The following is a 19,931-nucleotide window of genomic DNA, read 5'->3' as shown; positions in this document are numbered from 1 at the left end:
TCAGTTCCCCATGAACCAGGCCATCGGCACCAGCACCAGCGACGGGAACAGCGTCAGAAGCGCCAGAAGCAGCAGATGCGCCAGCAGGAAGGGCCAGACGCCCTTCATCACGTCGTCCATGGTGATCCGGCTGACCCCGCAGATGACGTTCAGGACCGTGCCGACCGGCGGCGTGATCAGGCCGATGGCGTTGTTCATGATGAACAGCACCCCGAAATAGACCGGGTCGATGCCCGCCTGCTTGATCAGCGGCATCAGCACCGGCGTGAGGATCAGGATCGTCGGCACCAGATCCAGGGCGGTGCCGACGATGACCACGATCACCATGATGACGGCCATCAGCAGGATCGGCCGGTCGATCAGCGGCTCGAGGATGGCGATCACGGTCTGCGGCAGGTCGGCGATGGTGATCAGCCAGGCCGCGACACCGGCGGCGGCGACCAGGAACATGACCACGGCCGTCGTCCGCCCTGCCGCCAGCAGCAGGCCGAACAGCTGCGCGGGCTTCAATTCGCGATAGACGACCATGCCGACGAACAGCGAATAGACCGCCGCGACCACGCCTGCCTCGGTGGGGGTGAAGATGCCCTCCTTGATGCCGACGATGATCAGCAGCGGGATCATCAGCGCCCAGATGCCGTCCTTGAACCGCCTGCCGATCACCCGCAGCGGCTGGCGCGGCGAAACCGGCACCGCGTCCTTGCGCGACACCAGCCACCAGGTCGCGACCAGGAACAGCGCCATCATCAGACCGGGCGCGATGCCCGCCATGAACAGCTTCTTCACCGACACCCCGGCCGCGACGCCGAAGATGATGAACGGGATCGAGGGCGGGATGACCGGCGCGATGATGCCGCCCGCCGCGATCAGCCCCGCCGAGCGGTTCACGTCATAGCCCGCCTTGCGCATCATCGGGATCAGCATCGCGCCCACCGCCGCCGTATCGGCCACGGCGGATCCCGACATGCTGGCCATGACGATGGCCGCCAGGACCGCGACATAGCCCAGCCCGCCGCGGAAATGCCCCACCAGCGAGGTCGCCAGGTCGACGATGCGGCGCGACAGGCCGCCCGCGTTCATGAACTCGCCCGCGACCAGGAAGAACGGAATCGCCAGAAGCTGGAAGCTGTCGGCGCCGCTGACCAGGTTCTGAGAGACGATCTGGGCGTCGAACATGCCCAGGAACAGCATCAGCGCGACGCCGCAGAGGATCAGCGCGAAGGCGATGGGCACGCCGATGGCCATGGATCCCAGCAGCGAACCCAGGAAGATCGCGACGGTCATCGGGCGGCCTCGGGCCGGATTTCGGGGGCGATATCCTCGCTTTCGACCACCTGGACCAGATCGCGGCTGCCCGCCCGTCCGGTCAGGACGCGCAGCAGATGCGCGCCGATCACGACGATCAGGCCCAGGCTTGACACGAAGGCCGCCAGATGGGTCAGCCCGATCGGCAGGCCCGACACCGGCGCCGCATTGCCCCAGTTGATCAGCACCTGCTTCCAGCTGCCGATCAGCAGCAGGCCCGAGCAGAACAGCATCAGCCCGTCGCCCAGGATCGCGCACAGAATCTGGCCGCTGCGGGGCAGGCGGCTGATCAGCGTATCGACGCCCAGATGGCCGTGGTCATACAGCGCCAGCACCGCGCCCATGAAGGTCAGCCAGACGAACAGCGTCCGCGACAGTTCCTCGGACATGCTGACGCCGGAATTGAACCCATAGCGCAGCACGACATTCAGAAACACCAGCACGATCATCGTGGTCATCGCCGCGACCATGAAGACGCGCAGCGCCAGCAGGGCCAGCTTGCCCAGTCTCTCCATCACCCACATCCTCCTCCGATGATGGCGGAAAGGAAGCCGATGCAGTGATAGCTGTCAATTTGCTTTGCGCTATGGGATGATAACCCATGGCTATCAACATGCACGTTCCACCGCTGACATCGCTGCTTGGCAGGCTGCGGCTGCGCCAGCTTTCGCTGGCTGTCGCGGTCGAGGAGCTGGGCAGCCTGCGCAAGGCCGCCGACCGGATCGGCATCAGCCAGCCCGCCGCGACCAAGATGCTGGCGGAACTGGAGGCGGCGCTTGGCCTGCCCCTGTTCGAACGCGGGCGGCGGGGGATGGTCCCGACCGTCTATGGCCGGGCGCTGAACCGTCATGCCCATCTTGTCATCTCGGATGTCGGCGCCCTGCGCGACGAACTGGCGGGGCTTGCATCGGGCGCGGCCGGGCGGCTGGCCGTGGGCATGATCACGGCCGCCGCCGCCGGTCCCCTGTCGATCGCCATCGCCCAGTTGAAGCAAAGGCGCCCGCGCCTGGACATCACCATCACCGTCGAGACCAGCGACGTTCTGATCCCGATGCTGGAACAGGGGCGTCTGGACGTGGTGATCGGCAGGCCTGTCCAGACCGATCACGGCCAGGATATCGTCTTCACCCCGATCGGTCCCGAACGCCTGTCCATCGTCTGTGGCGCGCAGAACCCGCTGCGCACCCGGCCCGATCTGTCGTTGTGCGACCTGGCAGAGGCGGCCTGGATCCTTCAGCCTCGCAGCAGCCCGCTGCGGCAGGTGGTCGATGCCTCCTTCCGCGAAGCCGGGATGGAGACGCCTGCGAACGTGGTCGAAACGGCCTCGATCCTGACGGCCGCAACCCTTCTTCAGCACAGCGGCATGATCGCCGTGGTGCCGCATTCCGTCGCGCTGCATTACGTTTCCAGCGGGATGATGGCCATCTTGCCGGTGATGCTGACGCGGCAGCTTGATCCCTATGGCGCGCTGACCCGCAAGACCCGCGCCGCCATGCCCGCGCTGAGCGAGCTGATGGCCCTGATCCCCTGCGAACCCGACCCCTAGCCAGGGCCGATGTATCATGGAACGGAATCGGTCCGCGCCGTTCGATTCAGGATCGTCATTGGACCGCTTTCCGGCGCCCGCGCTAAGCTGCCCTTATGGAGACACAGCCGCCCAGCATCCACCTGTTCCGCCATGATCCGACCCGGAACATGGCGCGCTTCTATAGCCTGGAGATCACGCCGGATCTTTTCGGGGGCGTGGTCCTGATCCGCAACTGGGGCCGTTCCGGCCATCGCGGCCAAGAGCGCCGGCACTGGTTCGCCTCGGTCGAACCCGCCGAGCGGGAGCGGGACATCTGGCAAAGGCGGAAACTGCGCCGGGGTTACGAAAGCCGGGATGGCCCGGACGGCCAAGGCTGAGGGTCAGGGGTTTGCCCACGGATCTGCCGTCCGGCCGATTCGCGCTTGCCCCCTGATTGCATCCCCATTCTCTCGACGGCCCGGCAAACAGCACGATTCCGCCGTTTGCGCGGCAAATTCGACAAGCCCCGTTCATTTACTGAAACACGACAATTCCTATAGTCATTTCAAAGCCCGCCCCGCGGATAAGGAGCATGTCATGAGTTTTCGTCTGGGCCTTCTCGACAAGTCGCCCATCGCCGAAGGATCCACGGGGCCTGATGCGCTGGCGACGACCCTGGCGGCCGCAAGGCTGGCCGACGATCTGGGCTATCACCGTTACTGGCTGGCCGAACATCACGGATCGCCGGGCCTTGCCAGTGCCGCGCCCGAGATCCTGGTCTCGCATATCCTGGCGCAGACCCGGCGGATCAAGGTCGGCAGCGGCGGGGTGCTGCTTCAGCATTACGGCGGCTACAAGGTGGCCGAACTGTTCTCGGTGCTGGCCTCGCTGGCGCCGGGGCGGGTGGAACTGGGCGTCGGCAAGTCGCCGGGCGGGCTGCCGCTGGCGACGCGGGCGATCCAGGCCGAACTGGCGCCGGGATCCGCCCGCGATCTGGACCGCAAGCTGGCCGATCTGGATGCCTGGCTGAACGGCATCCATCATGGCGCCGACATCGTGCCGCGTCCCGCCGTCCTGCCCGACCGCTTCCTGCTGGGCGGCAGCGTCGACAGCGCCGTGCAGGCCGCGCAGCTGGGCTGGAACTTCGTCCATGCGGACCATCAGGACGGCGACCGCGACAAGACGCTGGCCGTGCTGGATTCCTATCAGGCGATCGCGGGCCGCCGCCCGATCCTGGCCATCGCCGCCTTTGCCGCCCCCAGCCGGGCCGAGGCCGAGGACCGCCTGGGCGAGTTGCGCATCGTCCGTCCGGTCTTTGCCGACGGCCATGCGGTCAACCTTGTGACCGAGGACGCGGCCCACGAATACGCCCGGCAATACGGCAGCGAGGATTACCGGATCGAGATCCGCAAGCCGACCGCCATCGCCGGAACCGCCGATGATGTGCATCAGCAGCTTCAGGCGTTGCAGGCCGATCTGGGCGTGACCGATTTCATCATCGACCAGCCGGTGGCGGATCCCGCCGCGCGGCTGACCTCCATCGAACTGATCGCCAGGCAGGCGCGTCGGGCTGCGGCCTGACCGGAAAGGACCATCATGACCGGCAAACCCATTTCCTTCGGCATCATGCTGCACGGCGCAGGCGGGCACATGAATTCATGGAAGCATCCCGGCGGACCGGCGGATGCCAGCGTGAACCTGGCCTTCTATATCAGCCAGGCGCAAAAGGCCGAGGCCGCGGGCATCGCCTTTGCCTTCGTCGCCGACGGGCTGTATATCAACGAAAAGTCGATCCCACATTTCCTGAACCGCTTCGAACCGATGACGGTCCTGTCGGCGTTGGCCGTGGCGACGAAGAAGATCGGCCTGGCCGGGACCGTTTCCACATCCTATTCCGAACCGTTCACGGTGACGCGGCAATTGGCCTCGCTGGATCTGATCTCGGACGGGCGGGCGGGATGGAACGTCGTCACCACGCCGCTGGAAGGGACCGCGCTGAATTATTCGCGCGACCACCCGGACCACGTCCTGCGCTATGAGATCGCGGACGAATATCTGGAGGTGACGCAGGGCCTGTGGGACAGCTGGGACGACGACGCGATTGTCAGGGACCGCGAGACCGGGCAATTCTTCGACCCCGACAAGCTGCATACTCTGAACCACAAGGGCCGGTTCTTCCAGGTCGCCGGGCCGCTGAACGCGCCGCGTTCCAGGCAGGGCCAGCCGGTGATCTTCCAGGCCGGATCCTCGGATGCCGGGATCGGGCTGGCCGGGAAATACGCCGATGCGGTGTTCACCCATTCGCCCTCGCTGGAAGAGACGCGCGACTTCACCAACCGCGTCAAGGATGCCGCCGTGGCGCATGGGCGCCGGCGCGACGACGTGAAGATCTTCCCCGGAATCTCTCCCATCGTCGCGGAAACGCATGAGGCAGCCGAGGCGAAATATCGCGAGATCCAGGCGCTGCTGTCCATCGACGAGGCCCTGGTTTATCTGGGCCGCTATTTCGACCATCACGATTTCACCCAATACGACCTGGACGCGCCTTTCCCGGACCTGGGCGAGATCGGCAGGAACAGCTTCCGATCCACCACCGACCGCATCAAGGCCGAAGCCAAGGCCAAGGGCCAGACTTTGCGAGAGGCCGCCCTGGCCGCCGCGACGCCGCGCCCGCATTTCATCGGCACCGGGGCCGAGGTGGCCGACAAGATCATCGACTGGATCGACGCGGGCGCGTCCGACGGCTTCATCCTGGGCTTTGCGGTATCGGCCCAGGGGCTGGACGATTTCATCCGCCTGGTGATCCCCGAGCTTGAAGCACGGGGTCGTTATAGCCGCCATCTGCCCGGAGAGACGCTGCGCGACCACCTGGGCCTGCCGCGCAAGGAAAGCCGTTATAGCCGGGAACCGGCGGCCGTGGCGAAGGCGGGGTGAACCAGGCGGACCGTCCTTCCGCGGGCTCTTTTGCCTTGGTCCAAATATCCCGGGGGGAGTCCCGCAGGGACCGGGGGGCAGCGCCCCCCGCCCCGCCAGCCTAGCGAAGCGCGTCGAACATCCCGGCGAAATCCCGCAGGATCTGCCGGTAATCCTCTGGTTCGAACTCATAAGGCAGTTCCAGGCGCAGGTGGTCGACCTGCGGCAGGATCGGGTCGTGGCGCAGCGCGGCCATGATCTGGTCGCTGGTGCCGGTCAGGTCGGGCAGGAACATCGTGTCCTGCGGCCCGTTCGGCTGGCAGGTGCGGGGCAGGCGGCGTTCCACGAAAGCGGCGTATTTCTCGCGCTGTTCGGGCGTCGCGCTGTCGGTGGGCAGCAGCACCCTGCCCAGGGCGACCTGCGGCTGCCCTTGGCCCTGCCAGGCCTCGCGATAGGTGCGGATCAGGTCGGCCTGGGTTTTCAGGAAGACCTTGTGGCGTTCGGCGGTGATGACATTGCCGGTCAGCAGCTTCCAACCGTTGCGGCCCGCCCATTCCGCCGAAGCGGTCGAACCCCCGCCATACCACAGCCGGTTGGTCAGGCCCTTCGCATGGGGTTGCAGGCGGGGGATCTGATCGCCCGCCGCGTTCCCGGCCTCGGCCCGGTCGGACAGAGGCTCGCTGCGCAGCGCGCGGGCCAGCCGTTCGGCCGGGGCATAGCGGCTTTCACCCCGAGGCCATTGCGGCAGATAGCCGTCCAGCAGATGCGCGAAGGGCGCGGGACCGACGCTGACGCCCACGTTCAGGCGGCCGCGCGACAGCACATCGACCGTCGCCAGATCCTCGGCCAGGCGGAAGGGGCTTTCATAGCCAAGCTGGATCACCGCGCTGCCCAGGCCGATCCGGCTGGTGCGTTGGGTGGCCGCCGCCAGGAAGGTCGCGGCCGACGACACGCCGCGTTCCAGATGCCGCTGGCGCACCCAGGCACTGTGATAGCCCAGATCCTCGGCCAGTTCGAACAGGCGCAGGGTTTCGTCCAGGCCGGTGAACGGATCGTCCCCGGCGAAATTGCCGGGGATCAGGATGGCGAAATGCGAAATGCCCATGGGTCAGAACCTCGGCAGGCCGGGCGGGTTGACCTGGGACTGGTCCAACGCCTCGTCCTGGACATGCCAGCGTTCCAGGGTCCGGCCATAGGCGCCGCTTTCGATCAGCCCGTTGATGGCGATGGACACGGCCTCGGCCAGGCCCGAGCCCTTGCGGAAGGTCGCCGCCACGTCGGATCGTTCAGGCCAGCCTGCCGACAGGGTGCCGACCTTGCGGAAATCGCCGTCGCGGGCGGCGATGAAGACCAGTTGCGCATGGGGCTGGACCATCACGTCCACGCGGCCCGACCGCAGCGCCAGCAGCTTGGCGCCCTCGTCGTCGTAATAGACCAGTTCGGCGGGTTCCAGGCCGGCGGCGACGTTCAGATCGTTCCACTTGTTCAGGATGCGTTCCTGATTGGTGCCGATGCCGACGACGATGGTCAGGCCCGCGATGTCCTTGGGTTCCCTGATCGACTGCACCGCGCTGTCGTTATGGACGAAGAACCCGTGCAGACCCTGGCGATAGGTGGCGAAGTCGAATTTCTCTTTCCGCTCCTCGGTCACGCCGACATTGGAAAACACCGCGTCCAGTTTGCCCGATTGCAGCGCCAGCGGCCAGTCTGCCCAGGCGGTCGGCACCACCTCCAGCTTCAGGCCCAGGCTTTCGGCGATCAGCAGCGCGGTGTCCACGTCCGCGCCCACCACCGTCTGCGTGTCGGTGGCATAGGTGGACAGCGGCGGGCCGCCCGGATTGGTGCCGATGGTCAGCGTGCCGGGCGTCACGAAGGGGAAATCGGCCGGGATCGCCGCGATGGCCTGCGGGTTCGGCTGGGCATGTTCACGGTTCGGCTGTTCGGGGGTCAGGTCAAAAGGCCCGTCCTGCCCAAGGGCGGGCAGGGTGGACAGCAGCGCGCCGGTCACGGCGGCGGCAATGCTGCGCAGGAAGACGTTCATTCGGAATGGTCCTTGCATAGGGGCGCCCCGGCCGTGCCAGCCGGGGCAGGGGGATCATTTCTTGGCGAGGCCGGGCGGATTGGTGCGCGATTCCGGGATCGCTTCGCTGTCCAGCCCCCAGCGGGCCAGAACCTTGGCGTAGGTGCCGTTCTGGATCTGGGCGTTCAGCGCGGCGGTGATCGCGGGGGCCAGGCCCGTGCCCTTGCGGGTGACGACGCCGATATCGGCCTGGTTCGGGAAGCCGCCCGGCAGGGTGCCGACCAGCCGGATCTTGCCGTCCTTGCTGGCCTTGAAGGCCGAGGTCGCGTTCGGCCCCAGATAGAAGTCGATGCGCCCCGATTCCAGCGCCAGATCCTGAACCACCTCGTCGTCGAAATAGGACACGGTGGTGTCGGGCAGGCCCTGGGCCTTGTTCTCGTCGATCCAGCGCAGCAGGATCTCCTCCTGGTTGGTGCCCGACGACACCGCGCCGTTCAGCCCGGCGATATCCGTGCGGTCGTCGATCTGGGTGATCTTGCTGTCCTTGGCGACATAGAAGCCCAGCAGGTCGTTGCGATAGGTGGAAAAGTCGAACTTCTCCTTCCGTTCCTCGGTCACTGTGATGTTGTGGATCGCGGCGTCGTATTTGCCGGATTCGACGCCCAGCGGCCAATCGGCCCAGGCGACGGCGACCAGTTCCAGCTCCAGCCCCAGGCTGTCGGCGATCAGTTGCGCGATGTCGGGTTCGTTGCCCACCGGCGTCTTGGTGTCGGTCGCATAGACCGCCAGCGGCAGGCGGTTCGGAACCGCCGCGACGGTCAGCTTTCCGGGCGTCACCCACGGGTAATCCGGGGGCAGCAGGTCGATCGCCGCCTGAACCTTTTCGACGCGGATCCGGCCCGGCTGTTCGGGGCTGAGGTCGATTTCTTCGGCCGCGACGGCGGCCATCGGCAGCAGCGTCATGGCGGCAACGGCCAGAACGCGGGGTGACAGAGCAAACAGGGACATGAGACCTTCTTTCCATTTCGGCGTGAGAGGGGTCCGTCCGGTGCCCAAGATGCGGCACCGGCGATGCGGATCGGGGGGAGGAAAGCGGCCGGGACGTGCGATCAGGGAGGAGGGAACCGCACGTCCCGGCCGTCAGAGCACCTTGGCGATGAAATCGGCGGTCCGGCGATTCTGCGGGTCGTTCAGGACCTGCGCGGGACTGCCGGTCTCGACGACCCGGCCCTGTTCCATGAAGACGATGCGGTCGGCCACTTCGCGGGCGAAGCCGATCTCATGCGTCACGATGATCAGCGTGATGCCGGAACTTGCCAGTTCCTTGATCACGTCCAGCACCTCGCCCACCAGTTCGGGATCAAGCGCGCTTGTGGGTTCGTCGAACAGCAGCACCTTGGGTTTCAGCGCCAGGGTGCGGGCGATGGCGACGCGCTGCTGCTGGCCGCCCGACAACTGCCGGGGATAGGCGCCCGCCTTGTCCGACAACCCGACGCGGGCCAGCAGATCCAGGGCCAGCTGCTCGGCCTCGGCGCGCGGCAGGCCGCGCACGGAGATCGGCGCCTCGGTGATGTTATCCAGGACGGTCAGGTGCGGGAACAGGTTGAAGTTCTGGAACACCATGCCGACATCGGCGCGCCGGGTCAGGATGTCCTTTTCCGGCAGCTCGTGCAGCGCGTCGCCGTCGCGGCGATAGCCGATCAGCTCGCCGTCGATGGCGATATAGCCCCGGTCCACGCGTTCCAGGTGGTTGATGCTGCGCAGCAGGGTGGATTTGCCCGACCCAGACGGGCCGATGATCGCCGTGACCGATCCGGCGGGGATCACCAGGTCGATGTCCTTCAGCACCGTCAGGTCGCCATAGGATTTCGTCACGCCGCGGATTTCCACGGTGCCGCCCTGGGGCAGGCTGCCGGCCCAGTCGCTGCCGTGCTGCTGCGCGCGCAGGATCGGCGAGGGCAGGGGGGCGGCGTCTGCGGATTTCGGCGGCGGGGTCAGGCTGACCAGCCCCAGCCTGGCAAAGATCACGCGGAAGGCGTTGGGGGGCAGGGTGCGCAGCGCGCCGCGCGCGTAATGCCGTTCGATGTGATACTGGATGACCGACAGGACCGACAGGATGATCAGATACCAGACCGTCGCGACCATCAGCAGCGGGATCACTTCAAGGTTGCGGCGATAGATGATCTGGACGGTATAGAACAGTTCCGGCAGCGCCAGCACATAGACCATCGAGGTGCCCTTGGCCAAACCGATGATCTCGTTGAAGGCGGTGGGGACGATCGACCGCATCGCCTGCGGCAGCACGATCCGGCGCGCCTGGTGGCCCTTGGGCAGGCCCAGGGCGGCGGCGGCCTCGTGCTGGCCCTGATCCACGGACAGGATTCCGCCCCGGATCACCTCGGCCGAAAACGCGCCCAGGTTCAGCGTCAGCCCCAGCACGGCGGCCAGGAAAGGCGTCATCAGCTGCGTGGTGTTATAGCTGAAGAAGGTGAAACCGGTGAAGGGCACGCCCAGCGAGACGGTCGCATACAGATAGCCCAGGTTGTTCAGGATCAGCAGCAGGACGATCAGCGGGATCGACCGGAACAGCCAGATGAACCCCCAGGCCAATCCCGCCAGCAGCGGCGAGGACGACACCCGCGCCAGGGCCAGCACCGTGCCCAAGGTGAACCCGAAGAAGGCGCCAAGCGCGGTCAGCAGCAGGGTGCGGCCCAGGCCCACCAGCACGGGTTCGGACAGGAACCATTGCGCAAAGATCGGCCAGCCCCAGCGGGGATTGGCCAGCAGCGAATACAGGATTCCCGCCAGCAGGACCGCCGCCACGGCGGTGCCGATGGCGCGGGCTCGGTGCCGGATCGGGATGACGCGCAGGCTGCCCAGGTCGGGGCGCGGCGGTGCGGCGGGGGCGTGAAGGTCGGTGGCGCTCATGACGCGGCTCCTGCAAGGGGTTGCGACCGGGCGGCCTTGGCGGCGGCGGTGGCCTGGGCCGCCGCCTCGAAGGATGCAGCGGGCTGTTTCAGGGGTGAGGTGCCGGGACGGCCCGCCTGCGCGCCGATATGCTTTTCAAAGGGCAATGTGGCATACAGTTCGGGCGGCAGGGCCGGGTCGAACAGCGGGCGATAGCCCAGCCCCAGATACAGGCCCTGCGCCTCGGGCTGGCGGAAGCCGGTGGTCAGATAGACGCGGGTATAGCCCAGCGTCGCCGCCTGGCGTTCCAGTTCCAGCACGATCCGCCGGGCCAGACCCTGCCTGCGCAGGTCGCCCCGCGTCCAGATGCGCTTGAATTCCGCCGTGTCCGCGTCCAACCGCATGAAGGCGCCGCCGCCGATGGTTTCGCCCCCGCGGATCAGCAGCAGGAAGGTGCCATGGGGCGCCGCGAAGGTTTCGGGCGGATAGCGGAACACCTCGTCCCGCGCGCCGCCCTGGCTGAACAGCGTGCCATAGCGTTGGTCATATTCGCGGATCAGATCCTCGACCAGCGGGCGGGCGCGCGGATCGGTCGGAGAGGTCACGACAAAGCTGTCAGTCATGCGGGGGTTCCGTTCAGAAAGCGTTCCGCCAGCGCAGCCCAAAGCGTCGCGGCGGGGGCGATGATGTCGTCGTTGAAGCGGTATTCGGGGCTGTGCAGCGGCGCCCCGTCACCATTGCCGACAAAGAAGAAGCTGCCGGGGCGGTGATGCAGGTAATGGGCGAAATCCTCGGACGCCGTGCGCGGCGCGAAATCGGCGATGACCGCATCCGCGCCCAGGGCCGCAATGGCCACATCGCGCACCAACCGGGTTTCGCGGGCGGTGTTGACGACGCTGGGAAAGCCTTCGATGACGGTCACCCGCGCCTGAGCCCCGAAACCGGCAGCGACCGACTGGAACAGCGCGGGCACCTTGCGCGTCAGCAGCGCGCGCGTCTCGGCGGCATAGCTGCGCAGGCTGAGATTCAGGTCCACCTGATCCGGGATCACGTTCGACGCCTGCCCGCCATGGATCGACCCCACGGTCACCACAGCCATGTCCAGCGGGTTCACGTTGCGCGAGACCACCGATTGCAGCGCGGTGATGGCATGGGCTGCGGCGACCACCGGATCGACGGCCAGATGCGGCTCGGCCCCGTGGCCGCCGCGCCCGACAAAGCGCGCCTCGATCCGGTCGATGGCGGCCATGGCCGGGCCCTCGACGAAGCCGAACCGGCCCGCGGGAACGCCCGGCCAATTGTGCAGCCCGAAGATCGCATCGACCGGATAGCGGTCGAACAGCCCGGCGTCGATCAGGGCCTTGGCGCCTGCGCCGATCTCCTCGGCCGGTTGAAAGATCAGCCGCAGCGTGCCGCGAAATCTGCGGCTGCGGGCCAGGTGACGCGCCGCCGCCAGCAGGATGACCGTGTGCCCGTCATGGCCGCAGGCGTGCATCACGCCGGGGACGGTGCTGGCAAAGGGCAGGCCGGTCGCCTCGTCGATGGGCAGGGCGTCGATGTCGGCGCGCAGGCCCAGCACCGGGCCGGGGTCGTTTTCCAGCGTGGCGATGACGCCGGTCTTGGTCAATTGTTCGACCCGATAGCCCCAGCGTTGCAGCAATCCGGTGATCCGCGCGGTGGTGGCGCGTTCGGCGAATGCCAGTTCCGGCCGGGCATGGAATTCCCGGCGCAGCGCCACGAAATCGGCGATGCTGTCGGCGATGGCCGCCGCTGTCGCGGAAGGTGGGCTGACAGCGATGTTCATGGATACTCCTGGCTTTCCTCGAATGGCAGCGGACAGCCAAGAGAATCGGGCGCCGCGCTAATCACTACAATATCGCTGTAGATTTTTCCGTAAATGAAACAGGTCGGTCTTTTTAGGCCGCCAGACGCGCGATATTTTCCGCCAGGACTGGTCGGGGAAACGGCTGATTTCTCTTGAGCCTCTGGAGATGCGGGATGAGGCAGCCGTGGCCGTTCAAGAGCATCATGTATCGGATGCTGGGGCTTCGCTGTGCAGGGGCTTCCGCCAGAGGCGCCAGCGAGCCGTCAAAACGGACAAGCGCCTCAAGTCGCGTCCCCCCCCGGTTGTTTTCCTTCAATAATCCGAGTTATGGAACTTATATAGAACTGACGGGACTTGCCACCGCGTTGATTCTCAGACGATGGCTATGCCGAGACACCGATCCGAACTCGCTCTCTCAGAAAGAACTCCTCCAGCTCTGTGCCGGCCTCGCCGCCAAGCGGCGCAAATGCCTCGGCTTCCGGACGCCTGCGGAGGTCTTCAAGGCCAACCTCCTCGGACGCGGCCACAGACGCGAGAAATTTCCCGACAACCAAAGTCGAATTCGGCTAGCGCGTCCCCCGTGCTCAAGGGGGCCTAAGCCAACCTACAGCACCCCCACGCGGCGGATGGCAGTGCGTGCCAGTGCGTCCAGCATGTATCCCAGGATACCGATCATCAGCACCACCGCCATCAGTTGGTCATAGGCCAGCCTGTCGCGGGTATCGAGGATGAAATAGCCAAGCCCTGCCTGCACGCCCAGCATCTCGCACGGGACCAGGACGATCCAGGTGATGCCGATGGCAAGCCGCAATCCGGTCAGCACCTGGGGCAGCACGCCCGGCAGGATGACGCGGCTGAGCGTTTCCCAGCGGGTGGCGGCAAGGCTTTTCGACAGCAGCAGCCATTGCGGGTCCAACTGCCGTACGCCTGCGGCGGTGTTCAGCAGGATCGGCCAGACGGCTGCGAAAGCCAGCAGGAAGTAGATCGGCGCGTCGCCGACACCGAAGACCATTACCGCGATCGGCATCCAGGACAGTGGAGAGATCATCCGCAGGAACTGGAAAGCGGGCGTGGTCGCAGCTTCGGCCAGGCGCGACGCGCCGATCAGCAGGCCCAGGGGCACGCCGACCGCCAGGGCGGCGGCAAGCCCGACAAGGACGCGCCGCAGGCTCTGCCCGATATGCAGCCACAGGTCGGGACCCGCCAGAAGCCCGGCCAGGGCGGGAAAGGTGCGCGTCGGCGAAAAGCGCCGCGCAAAGCTGCTGTCCCCGGCGATCACGTCGGTCGCGATCCACCAGGCCAGAAGCAGCAGCCCGATCCCCGCAAGCCCCAGCACCGCGCCCTGCGCCCTGATCCTCACGCCTGGACGACCTCGGACCGGGTCCAGCCCTCGGGCAGGCCGAAAGCGGGCAGCCCGCCGACCCGTTCGAGGGCCTTGCGCACGAAGCTGTCATCGACCAGATCCGTCGCGGCGAAGGCCGGGTCGAGGTCGCTCAGAAAGCCGCGCTCGCCCGCGACCTCGGTATCCTTCAGCATCCGCACCAGTTCTTCGGTATAGGACGGGAAGGGATAGGGCTGGAAGTCGATGCGCTTGTCCTTCCAGTCGGGATGCCGGATCGCGCCCGAGGCGACATAGCCCTGGGTATCGGCATCCGAGGGCGTCAGGACGCGGGCCAGGATCTCGGGGCTGTGGGGGGTGTATTTCTGCGGGTTGGCCGACGACAGAAGCTGCGCGGTCTCTGCCCGGTTGTCGCGCGTCCACAACTGCGCCTTGACCATCGCGTCGACGACCTTCTGCGACCATTCCGGCCTCTGGGCCAGATCCTGTTCCTGCATGAAGACCAGGCAGCAGGCGTGATCCTTCCAGACGTCGCCGGTAAAGCGCAGCACCTTGCCGATGCCGTTGATCTCGGCCGCCGCGTTGAAGGGTTCGGCCACGATATATCCGGCGATCTGGCCCGCCGCCAGCGCAGGCACCATGTCGGCGGGCGACATCAGCGACAGCGCGACCTCGTCAGCGGCAGGCGTGCCGGTGGTGACGATCTTCAACCCGTTCTCGCGCAGAAGGCGTTGGAGCACGACATTGTGGATCGAATACCAATAGGGGATCGCCACGGTCTTGCCGCCCAGATCCGCGATCGTGTCGATATCGTTCGCCGCCGTCAGCGCCGAACCCGAGGTATGGTTCCAGGCCACCACCTTGGCCGGGATCCGGCTGCCATAGCGCGCCCAGACGGTGATCGGAGACAGCAGATGGACGACATTCACCTGGCCTGCCAGGAAGGCCTCGACGATCTGGGACCAGCCGCGGAACATCACCGGCTTTTCGACGGCCAGCCCTTCGGCCTCGAAGAAGCCCTTGCCATGGGCCACCAGCAGGGGCGTGGCATCGGTGATCGGCAGATAACCGATCCTGACCGGCTCGTCGGGATCCTGGGCGCGGGCGGCGCGCGCGTTCAGGAAGGGCAGCGCCCCCGAGGCGGTCAGCAGCGCCGACAGGCGCATGATGTCGCGGCGGGAAAACAGGCTATCCTCGGTGGGCATGACGGGCTCCTTCAATGGCGTTTTGTTGCGCGGCGCAGCGTGGCGACGATGTCGATGCGGATGCGGCCAAGCTCGGCCAGGTCGTCTTCGCGCGGACGCGGCAGATCCAGATGCCATTCGCCGATCCGGCCCGCCGGGCTGCCGCCCAGCAGGATGACGCGATCCGACACCAGCAGCGCCTCGTCGATGTCATGGGTCACCAGCACGGCGGCGGTTCGGTAATCCGCCACGATCTTGACCAGCAGATCCTGCATCATGGCCCGCGTCACCTCGTCCAGGGCGCCGAAGGGTTCGTCCAGCAGCAGCACTTGCGGTTGGCGGGCCAGGCAGCGGGCCAGGGCCGCGCGCTGCGCCATGCCGCCGGACAGCGCCGCGGGGCGCAGGTGGCGCGCATGATCCAGCCCGACCTCGGCAATGGCGCGGTCGATCCGGGTCCGGCGTTCGTCGGGCGGCAGGTGCGGCTGGCGCCTGAAATCCAGCCCGAAGGCGACATTGCGTTCCAGATCCAGCCAGGGCAGCAGGCCGGGCTGCTGGAAGGCCATGGCCAGGCGGGGATGGACGCCCGCCAGGGGGGCGCCCTCCATCTCGATCCGGCCGGCGTCGGGCGGTTGCAGCCCGGCCAGCACGCGCAACAGGCTGGACTTGCCGACTCCGCTGGGCCCCAGGACCGAGACGATCTCTCCGGGCGCAAGCTCCAGGTCGAATCCTTCCAGAACCGGCGCGACGGCACCGGGATAGCGCAATGTCACGCCTGCGGCGCGCAGCACGGGACGAGCCTCGGAAAGGGTCATGCGGCCTTGCCCGCGGCGTCCAGGATCGTGCGCAGTTGCACCGTGCTGGGGGTGATGATCGGCACGAAGGCCGCCTCGCGCCAGCGCCGGGCAAAACCCTTGCCGGGACCGTCCAGATAGCAGCGTCCGCCGCCCGCCTGCAATTCCAGGGCCACGGCCTCGAACACGATTTCGGACAGGGCAATGCGCAGTTCGAACAGGGCGGCGGGCCGTGCGACGAAGCCGCCCGAATCCAGGCCCGCCTTCAGCGACGCGACGATCTTGTCCAGCCGCGCGCCAAGCGCCGCGATGGGGGCCGCCAGAACGCCCCGTCCCGCTCCTCCGGCGCCGCCGGCCTCGGCCAGGGACCGGCGGGCAAGGCCGATGGCCATCCCGCATTGCAGGGCGATGAAGGTGGGGCGCACGCCCGGCAGCCATTCGGGGGCATTGGCGGCGATGATCCGGTCGCGGCCGATCCGAACGCCCTCGATCCGCAGCGACGCGGTATCCGAGGACCGCATCCCCATCAGCGCCAGATCCGCGCTTCTGTGAACGCCGGGATCGTCATGGGCAAGCGCCACGATCATCGCGGGCCCGCCATCGGCCGGGTCGGCGGCGGCGGCGGCGACAAAGCCCTGCCCGCGCAGGTTGGTGACCCAGGGAAGCGCGCCGTCGACGACCAGAGCTTCGCCTTCGGGGCGAACGGTCATCTGCAACGGCTCCAGGCCCGCCAGGAATTTCATGACGTTCGACAGGCCCGAAGCGCCAGCGACCCGCCCGGCCAGAAGGTCGGGCAACAGGCGGTCCCGCAGGACATGGTTCGGGGTCCGGGCCAGGAATTCGACAAAGCAGCGATGGCCCCACAGGACGAAGGCCGCAGCCAGCGATTCCTGCGCCACCGCCGCGACCGCCCGGACGGCATCCATGACGGTGCCGCCGCTGCCGCCCAGGGCCTGGGGCACGCCGATCCGGGCCAGCCCCGCCTGCGCCAGACGCGGCAGCAGATCGGTTGCCGGAATCCGACCCTGGTCGATCCCGTCGGCCGAGCCTGCAAGCCATTCAGCCAGATCGTCAGGCAGCGCAAAGGTCATTGCGCCGAAACCTCGGGCCGCCATTCATAGGCGGACAGTTCCGGGTTCAACTCGGGCCGGCCGAGATTGTTGGCAAAGTTGCACAGCGTCGCCAGGCTGACGCCCAGAACGACCTCCAGCGCGGCCTGGTCGTCAAACCCGGCCTTTTTGAAGGCGGTCAGTTCGGCATCCGTGACGTTCCCGCGCGAGGCGATGACGGCCTTGGTGAACGCTGCCACCGCGCCCAGCCGGGCGTCCGCCACCGCCTCCAGGGCGCGCAAAGCACTGATCGTCGCCTGGTCGAGCTGCGCCTTCTTGTCGGCGATCGCGCTGTGGCCCGCCACGCAAAAGCCGCAGCCATGGGTCGCCGCAGCGGTGATCTGCACGGCTTCGCGTTCGGCCAGCGTCAGCGAGGCACGTCCGTTGATGGCCGATACGGTCTGATAGGTTTCCAGGGCCACCGGCGCATTGGCCAGAAGGCGCACGAGGTTCGGAAGAAAACCGTTGTTCTTCTGCGCCGCCTCCAGCCGAGGCCGTGCTTCGGCGGGGGCATCTTCAAGTGTGCGCAACGGGAGACGAGACATGGCGAGCCTTTCCTGTTCCTGCATCCACAGGCGTTTGCGCCGGACCATAAGAGAGCCGACCGCAGCATACAATGAACCATGCCTTCTTCTTTCTTTTGCGACAGTGGGGTTTGTTTCTCCTGCATCAGCGCCAGATAGAAGAATTTTCCAGCAGGCTGTCTTTTCCTGCCTCTCTGACTCGAAAGCGACTAAGCAGATGAGCAAGCGCCGCCATCGTTGTTCGAATTGCAGCACCCGCTTGTCCAGCAAGGAGAAGATCGCCCAGACCCAGTCGTGCCGATCCGCACCTCGACGCGCCTTCCCTTTTGCAAATTGTTCTGCACGGAGCCTCTGGACGTTCGGCGCAGAGAGGGCTAGCGTGTCGCAACACTATCCGTTGGGGCGTCCCGTCGCGGGGCTGAGAGGTGCAATGCGCGCCGACCCATCGAACCTGATCCGGGTCATGCCGGCGGAGGGAACGGATAGGCGGACGCCCGGCGCCTTGCCGTATCCCGTCTGCCGCCGCCCTCCCCTTACGGCCCGACATGCCGAAGGAGGGGCCGATGACACCGACCGTCTTGACCATCGCGGGATCCGACAGCGGCGGAGGCGCGGGGATCCAGGCCGATCTGAAGACCGTCTCGGCGCTTGGCTGCTATGGCGCCAGTGCGATCACGGCGGTGACCGCGCAGAACACGCGCGGCGTCGCGGCCGTCCATCCGGTCCCGCCGGATCTGATCCGCGCGCAGATCGACGCGGTGCTGGACGACATCCAGGTCCATGCCATCAAGATCGGCATGGTCGGATCGGCGGCCGGGATCGCGGCGGTCGCCGCGTCGTTGCGTGACTGCCCGATTCCCATCGTGCTGGATCCGGTGATGGTGGCCAAGTCGGGCGACGTGCTGATGCCGGACAACGCCGTCGGCGCCCTGATCCGCGACCTGCTGCCCTTGGCGCGGGTGCTGACGCCGAACCTGCCCGAGGCCGCGCGGCTTCTGGGCGCCGATCCGGCCCGCGACGATGCCGGGGCCGTGGCCCAGGCCGCCGGCCTGCGCGCGCTTGGTCCGCGCCATGTGCTGATGAAGGGCGGCCATGCGGCGGGCGCGGATTGCACCGACCTTCTGGCCGGGCCCGAGGGCGTGGTGCGCTTTTCCTCGCCCCGGATCGGCACCCGGAACACGCATGGCACGGGATGCACCTTGTCTTCGGCCATCGCGGCGGGGCTGGCGCAGGGGCTGACGGTCGCCGAAGCGGTGGGCCGCGCGCACGACTGGCTGCACCGCGCGATCCTGGCCGCCGACGGCCTGGCGGTGGGCGGCGGCAACGGGCCGGTGCATCATTTCCACGCGCTCTGGCCGTGCCGGGCCGAGGCGGCGGCATGAGCGTCACCGTCATCGGTGGGGGCGTGATGGGCCTTTGCATCGCCACCGAGTTGAACGCGCGCGGCATCCCGGCCGCGATCCTGGACAGGGCGCCCGGCCCGCAGGCCTGTTCCTGGTGGGCGGGCGGGATGCTGGCCCCCTGGTGCGAGGGCGAAAGCGCCGAACCGGCGGTGGTGCGCCACGGGCTGGGGGCCGCCGACTGGTGGCGGGACCAGGGCGTGCCGGTCACGCGGAACGGCACGCTGGTCGTCAGCCCGGCGCGCGATACGGGCGCGCTGGCGCGCTTTGCCCGGCGCAGCCAGGGCCACCGGATGCTGGACGCCCAGGGCATCGCCGCATTGGAACCCGACCTCGGCACCCGCTTCGACCGCGCGCTGTTCTTCGATTCAGAAGCGCATCTGGCCCCGCGCGAAGCCCTGGCGATCCTGTCGGAACGCCTGGCCCGGACCCAGGCGGCGACCGGCCAGGTCATCGACTGCCGGGGCCTGTCGGCCCGCGACGCGCTAGGCGATTTGCGCGGTGTGCGGGGCGAGATGGTGGTGATCCGCTGCCCCGAGATCGCGCTGTCCCGCCCCGTCCGGCTGCTGCATCCCCGGATGCCGCTCTATGTCGTGCCGCGTGGCGACGGGGTGTTCATGCTGGGCGCGACGATGCTGGAAAGCGACCGGCGCGGCCCGCCCACCGCGCGGGCGGTGCTGGAACTGCTGTCGGCGGCCTTCGCCCTGCACCCCGCCTTTGCCGAGGCCGAGGTGCTGGAACTGGGCGCGGACGCGCGCCCGGCCTTTCCCGACAACCTGCCCCGCATCCGCCGCGTAGGGGGCGTCATCCACGCCAACGGCCTTTACCGCCACGGCTTCCTGCTGGCCCCGGCGGTCGCCCGCATGGTGGCCGACCACCTTCAACACCAGACCAGACCGGAGTTCATGGATGCGGATCACGATTAACGGCACCCCGCGCGATGTCGCGGCAACCACCCTGGCGGGCGCCCTGGCCGAGGCGGACCTGACCGGCCGCATCGCCACCGCGCTGAACGGCAGTTTCGTGCCTGCCGCCCTGCGCGAGACGACGCCCCTGCGCGACGGCGACGCCATCGAGGCCCTGGCGCCGATGCAGGGGGGCTGAGCG

General features: G+C 67.5%; 20 protein-coding genes and 1 riboswitch. Of the genes, 7 read left to right on the top strand and 13 right to left on the bottom strand.

Going from position 1 to position 19,931, the window contains the following annotated elements; genetic code table 11:
* Both PARHAE_RS09940 and PARHAE_RS09935 read right to left on the bottom strand, forming a co-directional pair.
* The gene (locus PARHAE_RS09940; protein ID WP_126154448.1) at positions 1 to 1,284 is read right to left on the bottom strand and encodes a TRAP transporter large permease subunit; all 1,284 of its coding nucleotides are present in this window, start codon (positions 1,282 to 1,284) and stop codon (positions 1 to 3) included.
* Positions 1,281 to 1,820: a TRAP transporter small permease gene (locus PARHAE_RS09935; RefSeq protein ID WP_126154447.1), complete on the bottom strand. Its 540-nt coding sequence runs from the start codon at positions 1,818 to 1,820 to the stop codon at positions 1,281 to 1,283. The genes PARHAE_RS09940 and PARHAE_RS09935 overlap by 4 nt, the downstream gene beginning before the upstream one ends.
* An 86-nt stretch (positions 1,821 to 1,906) precedes the next feature.
* Here PARHAE_RS09935 and PARHAE_RS09930 point away from each other — a divergent pair, with 86 nt between their 5' ends.
* From PARHAE_RS09930 to PARHAE_RS09915, 4 genes are all read left to right on the top strand, one after another.
* Positions 1,907 to 2,851 carry a LysR family transcriptional regulator gene (locus PARHAE_RS09930; RefSeq protein WP_126154446.1) on the top strand — a complete coding sequence of 315 codons (945 nt, stop codon included), beginning with the start codon at positions 1,907 to 1,909 and terminating at the stop codon, positions 2,849 to 2,851.
* 95 nt (positions 2,852 to 2,946) lie between these two features.
* Positions 2,947 to 3,210, top strand: coding sequence for a WGR domain-containing protein (locus PARHAE_RS09925; RefSeq protein ID WP_126154445.1), 264 nt, complete (start codon positions 2,947 to 2,949; stop codon positions 3,208 to 3,210).
* Between the two features lie 199 nt (positions 3,211 to 3,409).
* Positions 3,410 to 4,393: an MsnO8 family LLM class oxidoreductase gene (locus tag PARHAE_RS09920; protein ID WP_126154444.1), complete on the top strand. Its 984-nt coding sequence runs from the start codon at positions 3,410 to 3,412 to the stop codon at positions 4,391 to 4,393.
* A gap of 15 nt (positions 4,394 to 4,408) precedes the next feature.
* The gene (locus tag PARHAE_RS09915; protein ID WP_206436921.1) at positions 4,409 to 5,746 is read left to right on the top strand and encodes an LLM class flavin-dependent oxidoreductase; all 1,338 of its coding nucleotides are present in this window, start codon (positions 4,409 to 4,411) and stop codon (positions 5,744 to 5,746) included.
* Positions 5,747 to 5,846: 100 nt separating this feature from the next.
* Here the strand turns inward: PARHAE_RS09915 and PARHAE_RS09910 are convergent, their stop codons facing one another.
* The 11 genes from PARHAE_RS09910 to PARHAE_RS09860 form a co-directional block, all read right to left on the bottom strand.
* Entirely contained in the window at positions 5,847 to 6,830 is a 984-nt protein-coding gene (locus PARHAE_RS09910) for an LLM class flavin-dependent oxidoreductase (protein WP_126154442.1), read from the bottom strand.
* Positions 6,831 to 6,833: 3 nt separating this feature from the next.
* Positions 6,834 to 7,766, bottom strand: coding sequence for an ABC transporter substrate-binding protein (locus PARHAE_RS09905; RefSeq protein ID WP_126154441.1), 933 nt, complete (start codon positions 7,764 to 7,766; stop codon positions 6,834 to 6,836).
* 54 nt (positions 7,767 to 7,820) lie between these two features.
* Complete coding sequence (locus tag PARHAE_RS09900; RefSeq protein WP_126154440.1) at positions 7,821 to 8,753, bottom strand: ABC transporter substrate-binding protein; 933 nt, start codon at positions 8,751 to 8,753, stop codon at positions 7,821 to 7,823.
* A gap of 132 nt (positions 8,754 to 8,885) precedes the next feature.
* A complete protein-coding gene (locus tag PARHAE_RS22245; protein ID WP_126154439.1) occupies positions 8,886 to 10,673 on the bottom strand; it encodes an amino acid ABC transporter permease/ATP-binding protein in 1,788 nt (595 codons plus the stop codon).
* A complete protein-coding gene (locus PARHAE_RS09890; RefSeq protein WP_126154438.1) occupies positions 10,670 to 11,275 on the bottom strand; it encodes a GNAT family N-acetyltransferase in 606 nt (201 codons plus the stop codon). Before PARHAE_RS09890 ends, PARHAE_RS22245 begins: the two co-directional genes overlap by 4 nt.
* Positions 11,272 to 12,456: a M20 aminoacylase family protein gene (locus PARHAE_RS09885; protein WP_126154437.1), complete on the bottom strand. Its 1,185-nt coding sequence runs from the start codon at positions 12,454 to 12,456 to the stop codon at positions 11,272 to 11,274. Before PARHAE_RS09885 ends, PARHAE_RS09890 begins: the two co-directional genes overlap by 4 nt.
* Positions 12,457 to 13,081: 625 nt before the next feature.
* Positions 13,082 to 13,837, bottom strand: coding sequence for an ABC transporter permease (locus tag PARHAE_RS09880; protein WP_206436920.1), 756 nt, complete (start codon positions 13,835 to 13,837; stop codon positions 13,082 to 13,084).
* Positions 13,834 to 15,021 (bottom strand): ABC transporter substrate-binding protein, encoded by a 1,188-nt coding sequence (locus PARHAE_RS09875; protein ID WP_126154435.1) that lies wholly within the window; start codon positions 15,019 to 15,021, stop codon positions 13,834 to 13,836. The genes PARHAE_RS09880 and PARHAE_RS09875 overlap by 4 nt, the downstream gene beginning before the upstream one ends.
* A gap of 11 nt (positions 15,022 to 15,032) precedes the next feature.
* Entirely contained in the window at positions 15,033 to 15,812 is a 780-nt protein-coding gene (locus PARHAE_RS09870) for an ABC transporter ATP-binding protein (protein ID WP_126154434.1), read from the bottom strand.
* Positions 15,809 to 16,882, bottom strand: coding sequence for an acyl-CoA dehydrogenase family protein (locus PARHAE_RS09865; RefSeq protein WP_126154433.1), 1,074 nt, complete (start codon positions 16,880 to 16,882; stop codon positions 15,809 to 15,811). The genes PARHAE_RS09870 and PARHAE_RS09865 overlap by 4 nt, the downstream gene beginning before the upstream one ends.
* Positions 16,879 to 17,430 carry a carboxymuconolactone decarboxylase family protein gene (locus PARHAE_RS09860; RefSeq protein WP_206436919.1) on the bottom strand — a complete coding sequence of 184 codons (552 nt, stop codon included), beginning with the start codon at positions 17,428 to 17,430 and terminating at the stop codon, positions 16,879 to 16,881. The genes PARHAE_RS09865 and PARHAE_RS09860 overlap by 4 nt, the downstream gene beginning before the upstream one ends.
* A gap of 382 nt (positions 17,431 to 17,812) precedes the next feature.
* Positions 17,813 to 17,919: riboswitch (TPP riboswitch) on the top strand.
* 68 nt (positions 17,920 to 17,987) lie between these two features.
* On the opposite strand from PARHAE_RS09860, the gene thiD reads away from it, so the two are divergent.
* From thiD to thiS, 3 genes are read left to right on the top strand one after another with little or no spacing between them, the layout of a single operon-like run.
* Complete coding sequence (gene thiD, locus PARHAE_RS09855; RefSeq protein ID WP_126154431.1) at positions 17,988 to 18,806, top strand: bifunctional hydroxymethylpyrimidine kinase/phosphomethylpyrimidine kinase; 819 nt, start codon at positions 17,988 to 17,990, stop codon at positions 18,804 to 18,806.
* The gene (locus PARHAE_RS09850) at positions 18,803 to 19,750 is read left to right on the top strand and encodes an FAD-dependent oxidoreductase (protein ID WP_126154430.1); all 948 of its coding nucleotides are present in this window, start codon (positions 18,803 to 18,805) and stop codon (positions 19,748 to 19,750) included. Before thiD ends, PARHAE_RS09850 begins: the two co-directional genes overlap by 4 nt.
* Positions 19,734 to 19,928, top strand: a complete 195-nt coding sequence (thiS, locus tag PARHAE_RS09845; protein WP_126154429.1) for a sulfur carrier protein ThiS — start codon at positions 19,734 to 19,736, stop codon at positions 19,926 to 19,928. Before PARHAE_RS09850 ends, thiS begins: the two co-directional genes overlap by 17 nt.
* Positions 19,929 to 19,931: the final 3 nt, after the last annotated feature.

This window comes from Paracoccus haematequi (assembly GCF_900631945.1).
Lineage (GTDB): Bacteria > Pseudomonadota > Alphaproteobacteria > Rhodobacterales > Rhodobacteraceae > Paracoccus > Paracoccus haematequi_A.
This window is presented reverse-complemented; position numbering and strand designations above follow the sequence as displayed.

Bases quoted from the DNA above. Each gene is read 5' to 3' on its own strand.
- PARHAE_RS09940 (WP_126154448.1), bottom strand. From the start codon at position 1,284: ATGACCGTCGCGATCTTCCTGGGTTCGCTGCTGGGATCCATGGCCATC.
- PARHAE_RS09935 (WP_126154447.1), bottom strand. From the start codon at position 1,820: ATGGAGAGACTGGGCAAGCTGGCCCTGCTGGCGCTGCGCGTCTTCATG.
- PARHAE_RS09930 (WP_126154446.1), top strand. From the start codon at position 1,907: ATGGCTATCAACATGCACGTTCCACCGCTGACATCGCTGCTTGGCAGG.
- PARHAE_RS09925 (WP_126154445.1), top strand. From the start codon at position 2,947: ATGGAGACACAGCCGCCCAGCATCCACCTGTTCCGCCATGATCCGACC.
- PARHAE_RS09920 (WP_126154444.1), top strand. From the start codon at position 3,410: ATGAGTTTTCGTCTGGGCCTTCTCGACAAGTCGCCCATCGCCGAAGGA.
- PARHAE_RS09915 (WP_206436921.1), top strand. From the start codon at position 4,409: ATGACCGGCAAACCCATTTCCTTCGGCATCATGCTGCACGGCGCAGGC.
- PARHAE_RS09910 (WP_126154442.1), bottom strand. From the start codon at position 6,830: ATGGGCATTTCGCATTTCGCCATCCTGATCCCCGGCAATTTCGCCGGG.
- PARHAE_RS09905 (WP_126154441.1), bottom strand. From the start codon at position 7,766: ATGAACGTCTTCCTGCGCAGCATTGCCGCCGCCGTGACCGGCGCGCTG.
- PARHAE_RS09900 (WP_126154440.1), bottom strand. From the start codon at position 8,753: ATGTCCCTGTTTGCTCTGTCACCCCGCGTTCTGGCCGTTGCCGCCATG.
- PARHAE_RS22245 (WP_126154439.1), bottom strand. From the start codon at position 10,673: ATGAGCGCCACCGACCTTCACGCCCCCGCCGCACCGCCGCGCCCCGAC.
- PARHAE_RS09890 (WP_126154438.1), bottom strand. From the start codon at position 11,275: ATGACTGACAGCTTTGTCGTGACCTCTCCGACCGATCCGCGCGCCCGC.
- PARHAE_RS09885 (WP_126154437.1), bottom strand. From the start codon at position 12,456: ATGAACATCGCTGTCAGCCCACCTTCCGCGACAGCGGCGGCCATCGCC.
- PARHAE_RS09875 (WP_126154435.1), bottom strand. From the start codon at position 15,021: ATGCCCACCGAGGATAGCCTGTTTTCCCGCCGCGACATCATGCGCCTG.
- PARHAE_RS09870 (WP_126154434.1), bottom strand. From the start codon at position 15,812: ATGACCCTTTCCGAGGCTCGTCCCGTGCTGCGCGCCGCAGGCGTGACA.
- PARHAE_RS09865 (WP_126154433.1), bottom strand. From the start codon at position 16,882: ATGACCTTTGCGCTGCCTGACGATCTGGCTGAATGGCTTGCAGGCTCG.
- thiD (WP_126154431.1), top strand. From the start codon at position 17,988: ATGACACCGACCGTCTTGACCATCGCGGGATCCGACAGCGGCGGAGGC.
- PARHAE_RS09850 (WP_126154430.1), top strand. From the start codon at position 18,803: ATGAGCGTCACCGTCATCGGTGGGGGCGTGATGGGCCTTTGCATCGCC.
- thiS (WP_126154429.1), top strand. From the start codon at position 19,734: ATGCGGATCACGATTAACGGCACCCCGCGCGATGTCGCGGCAACCACC.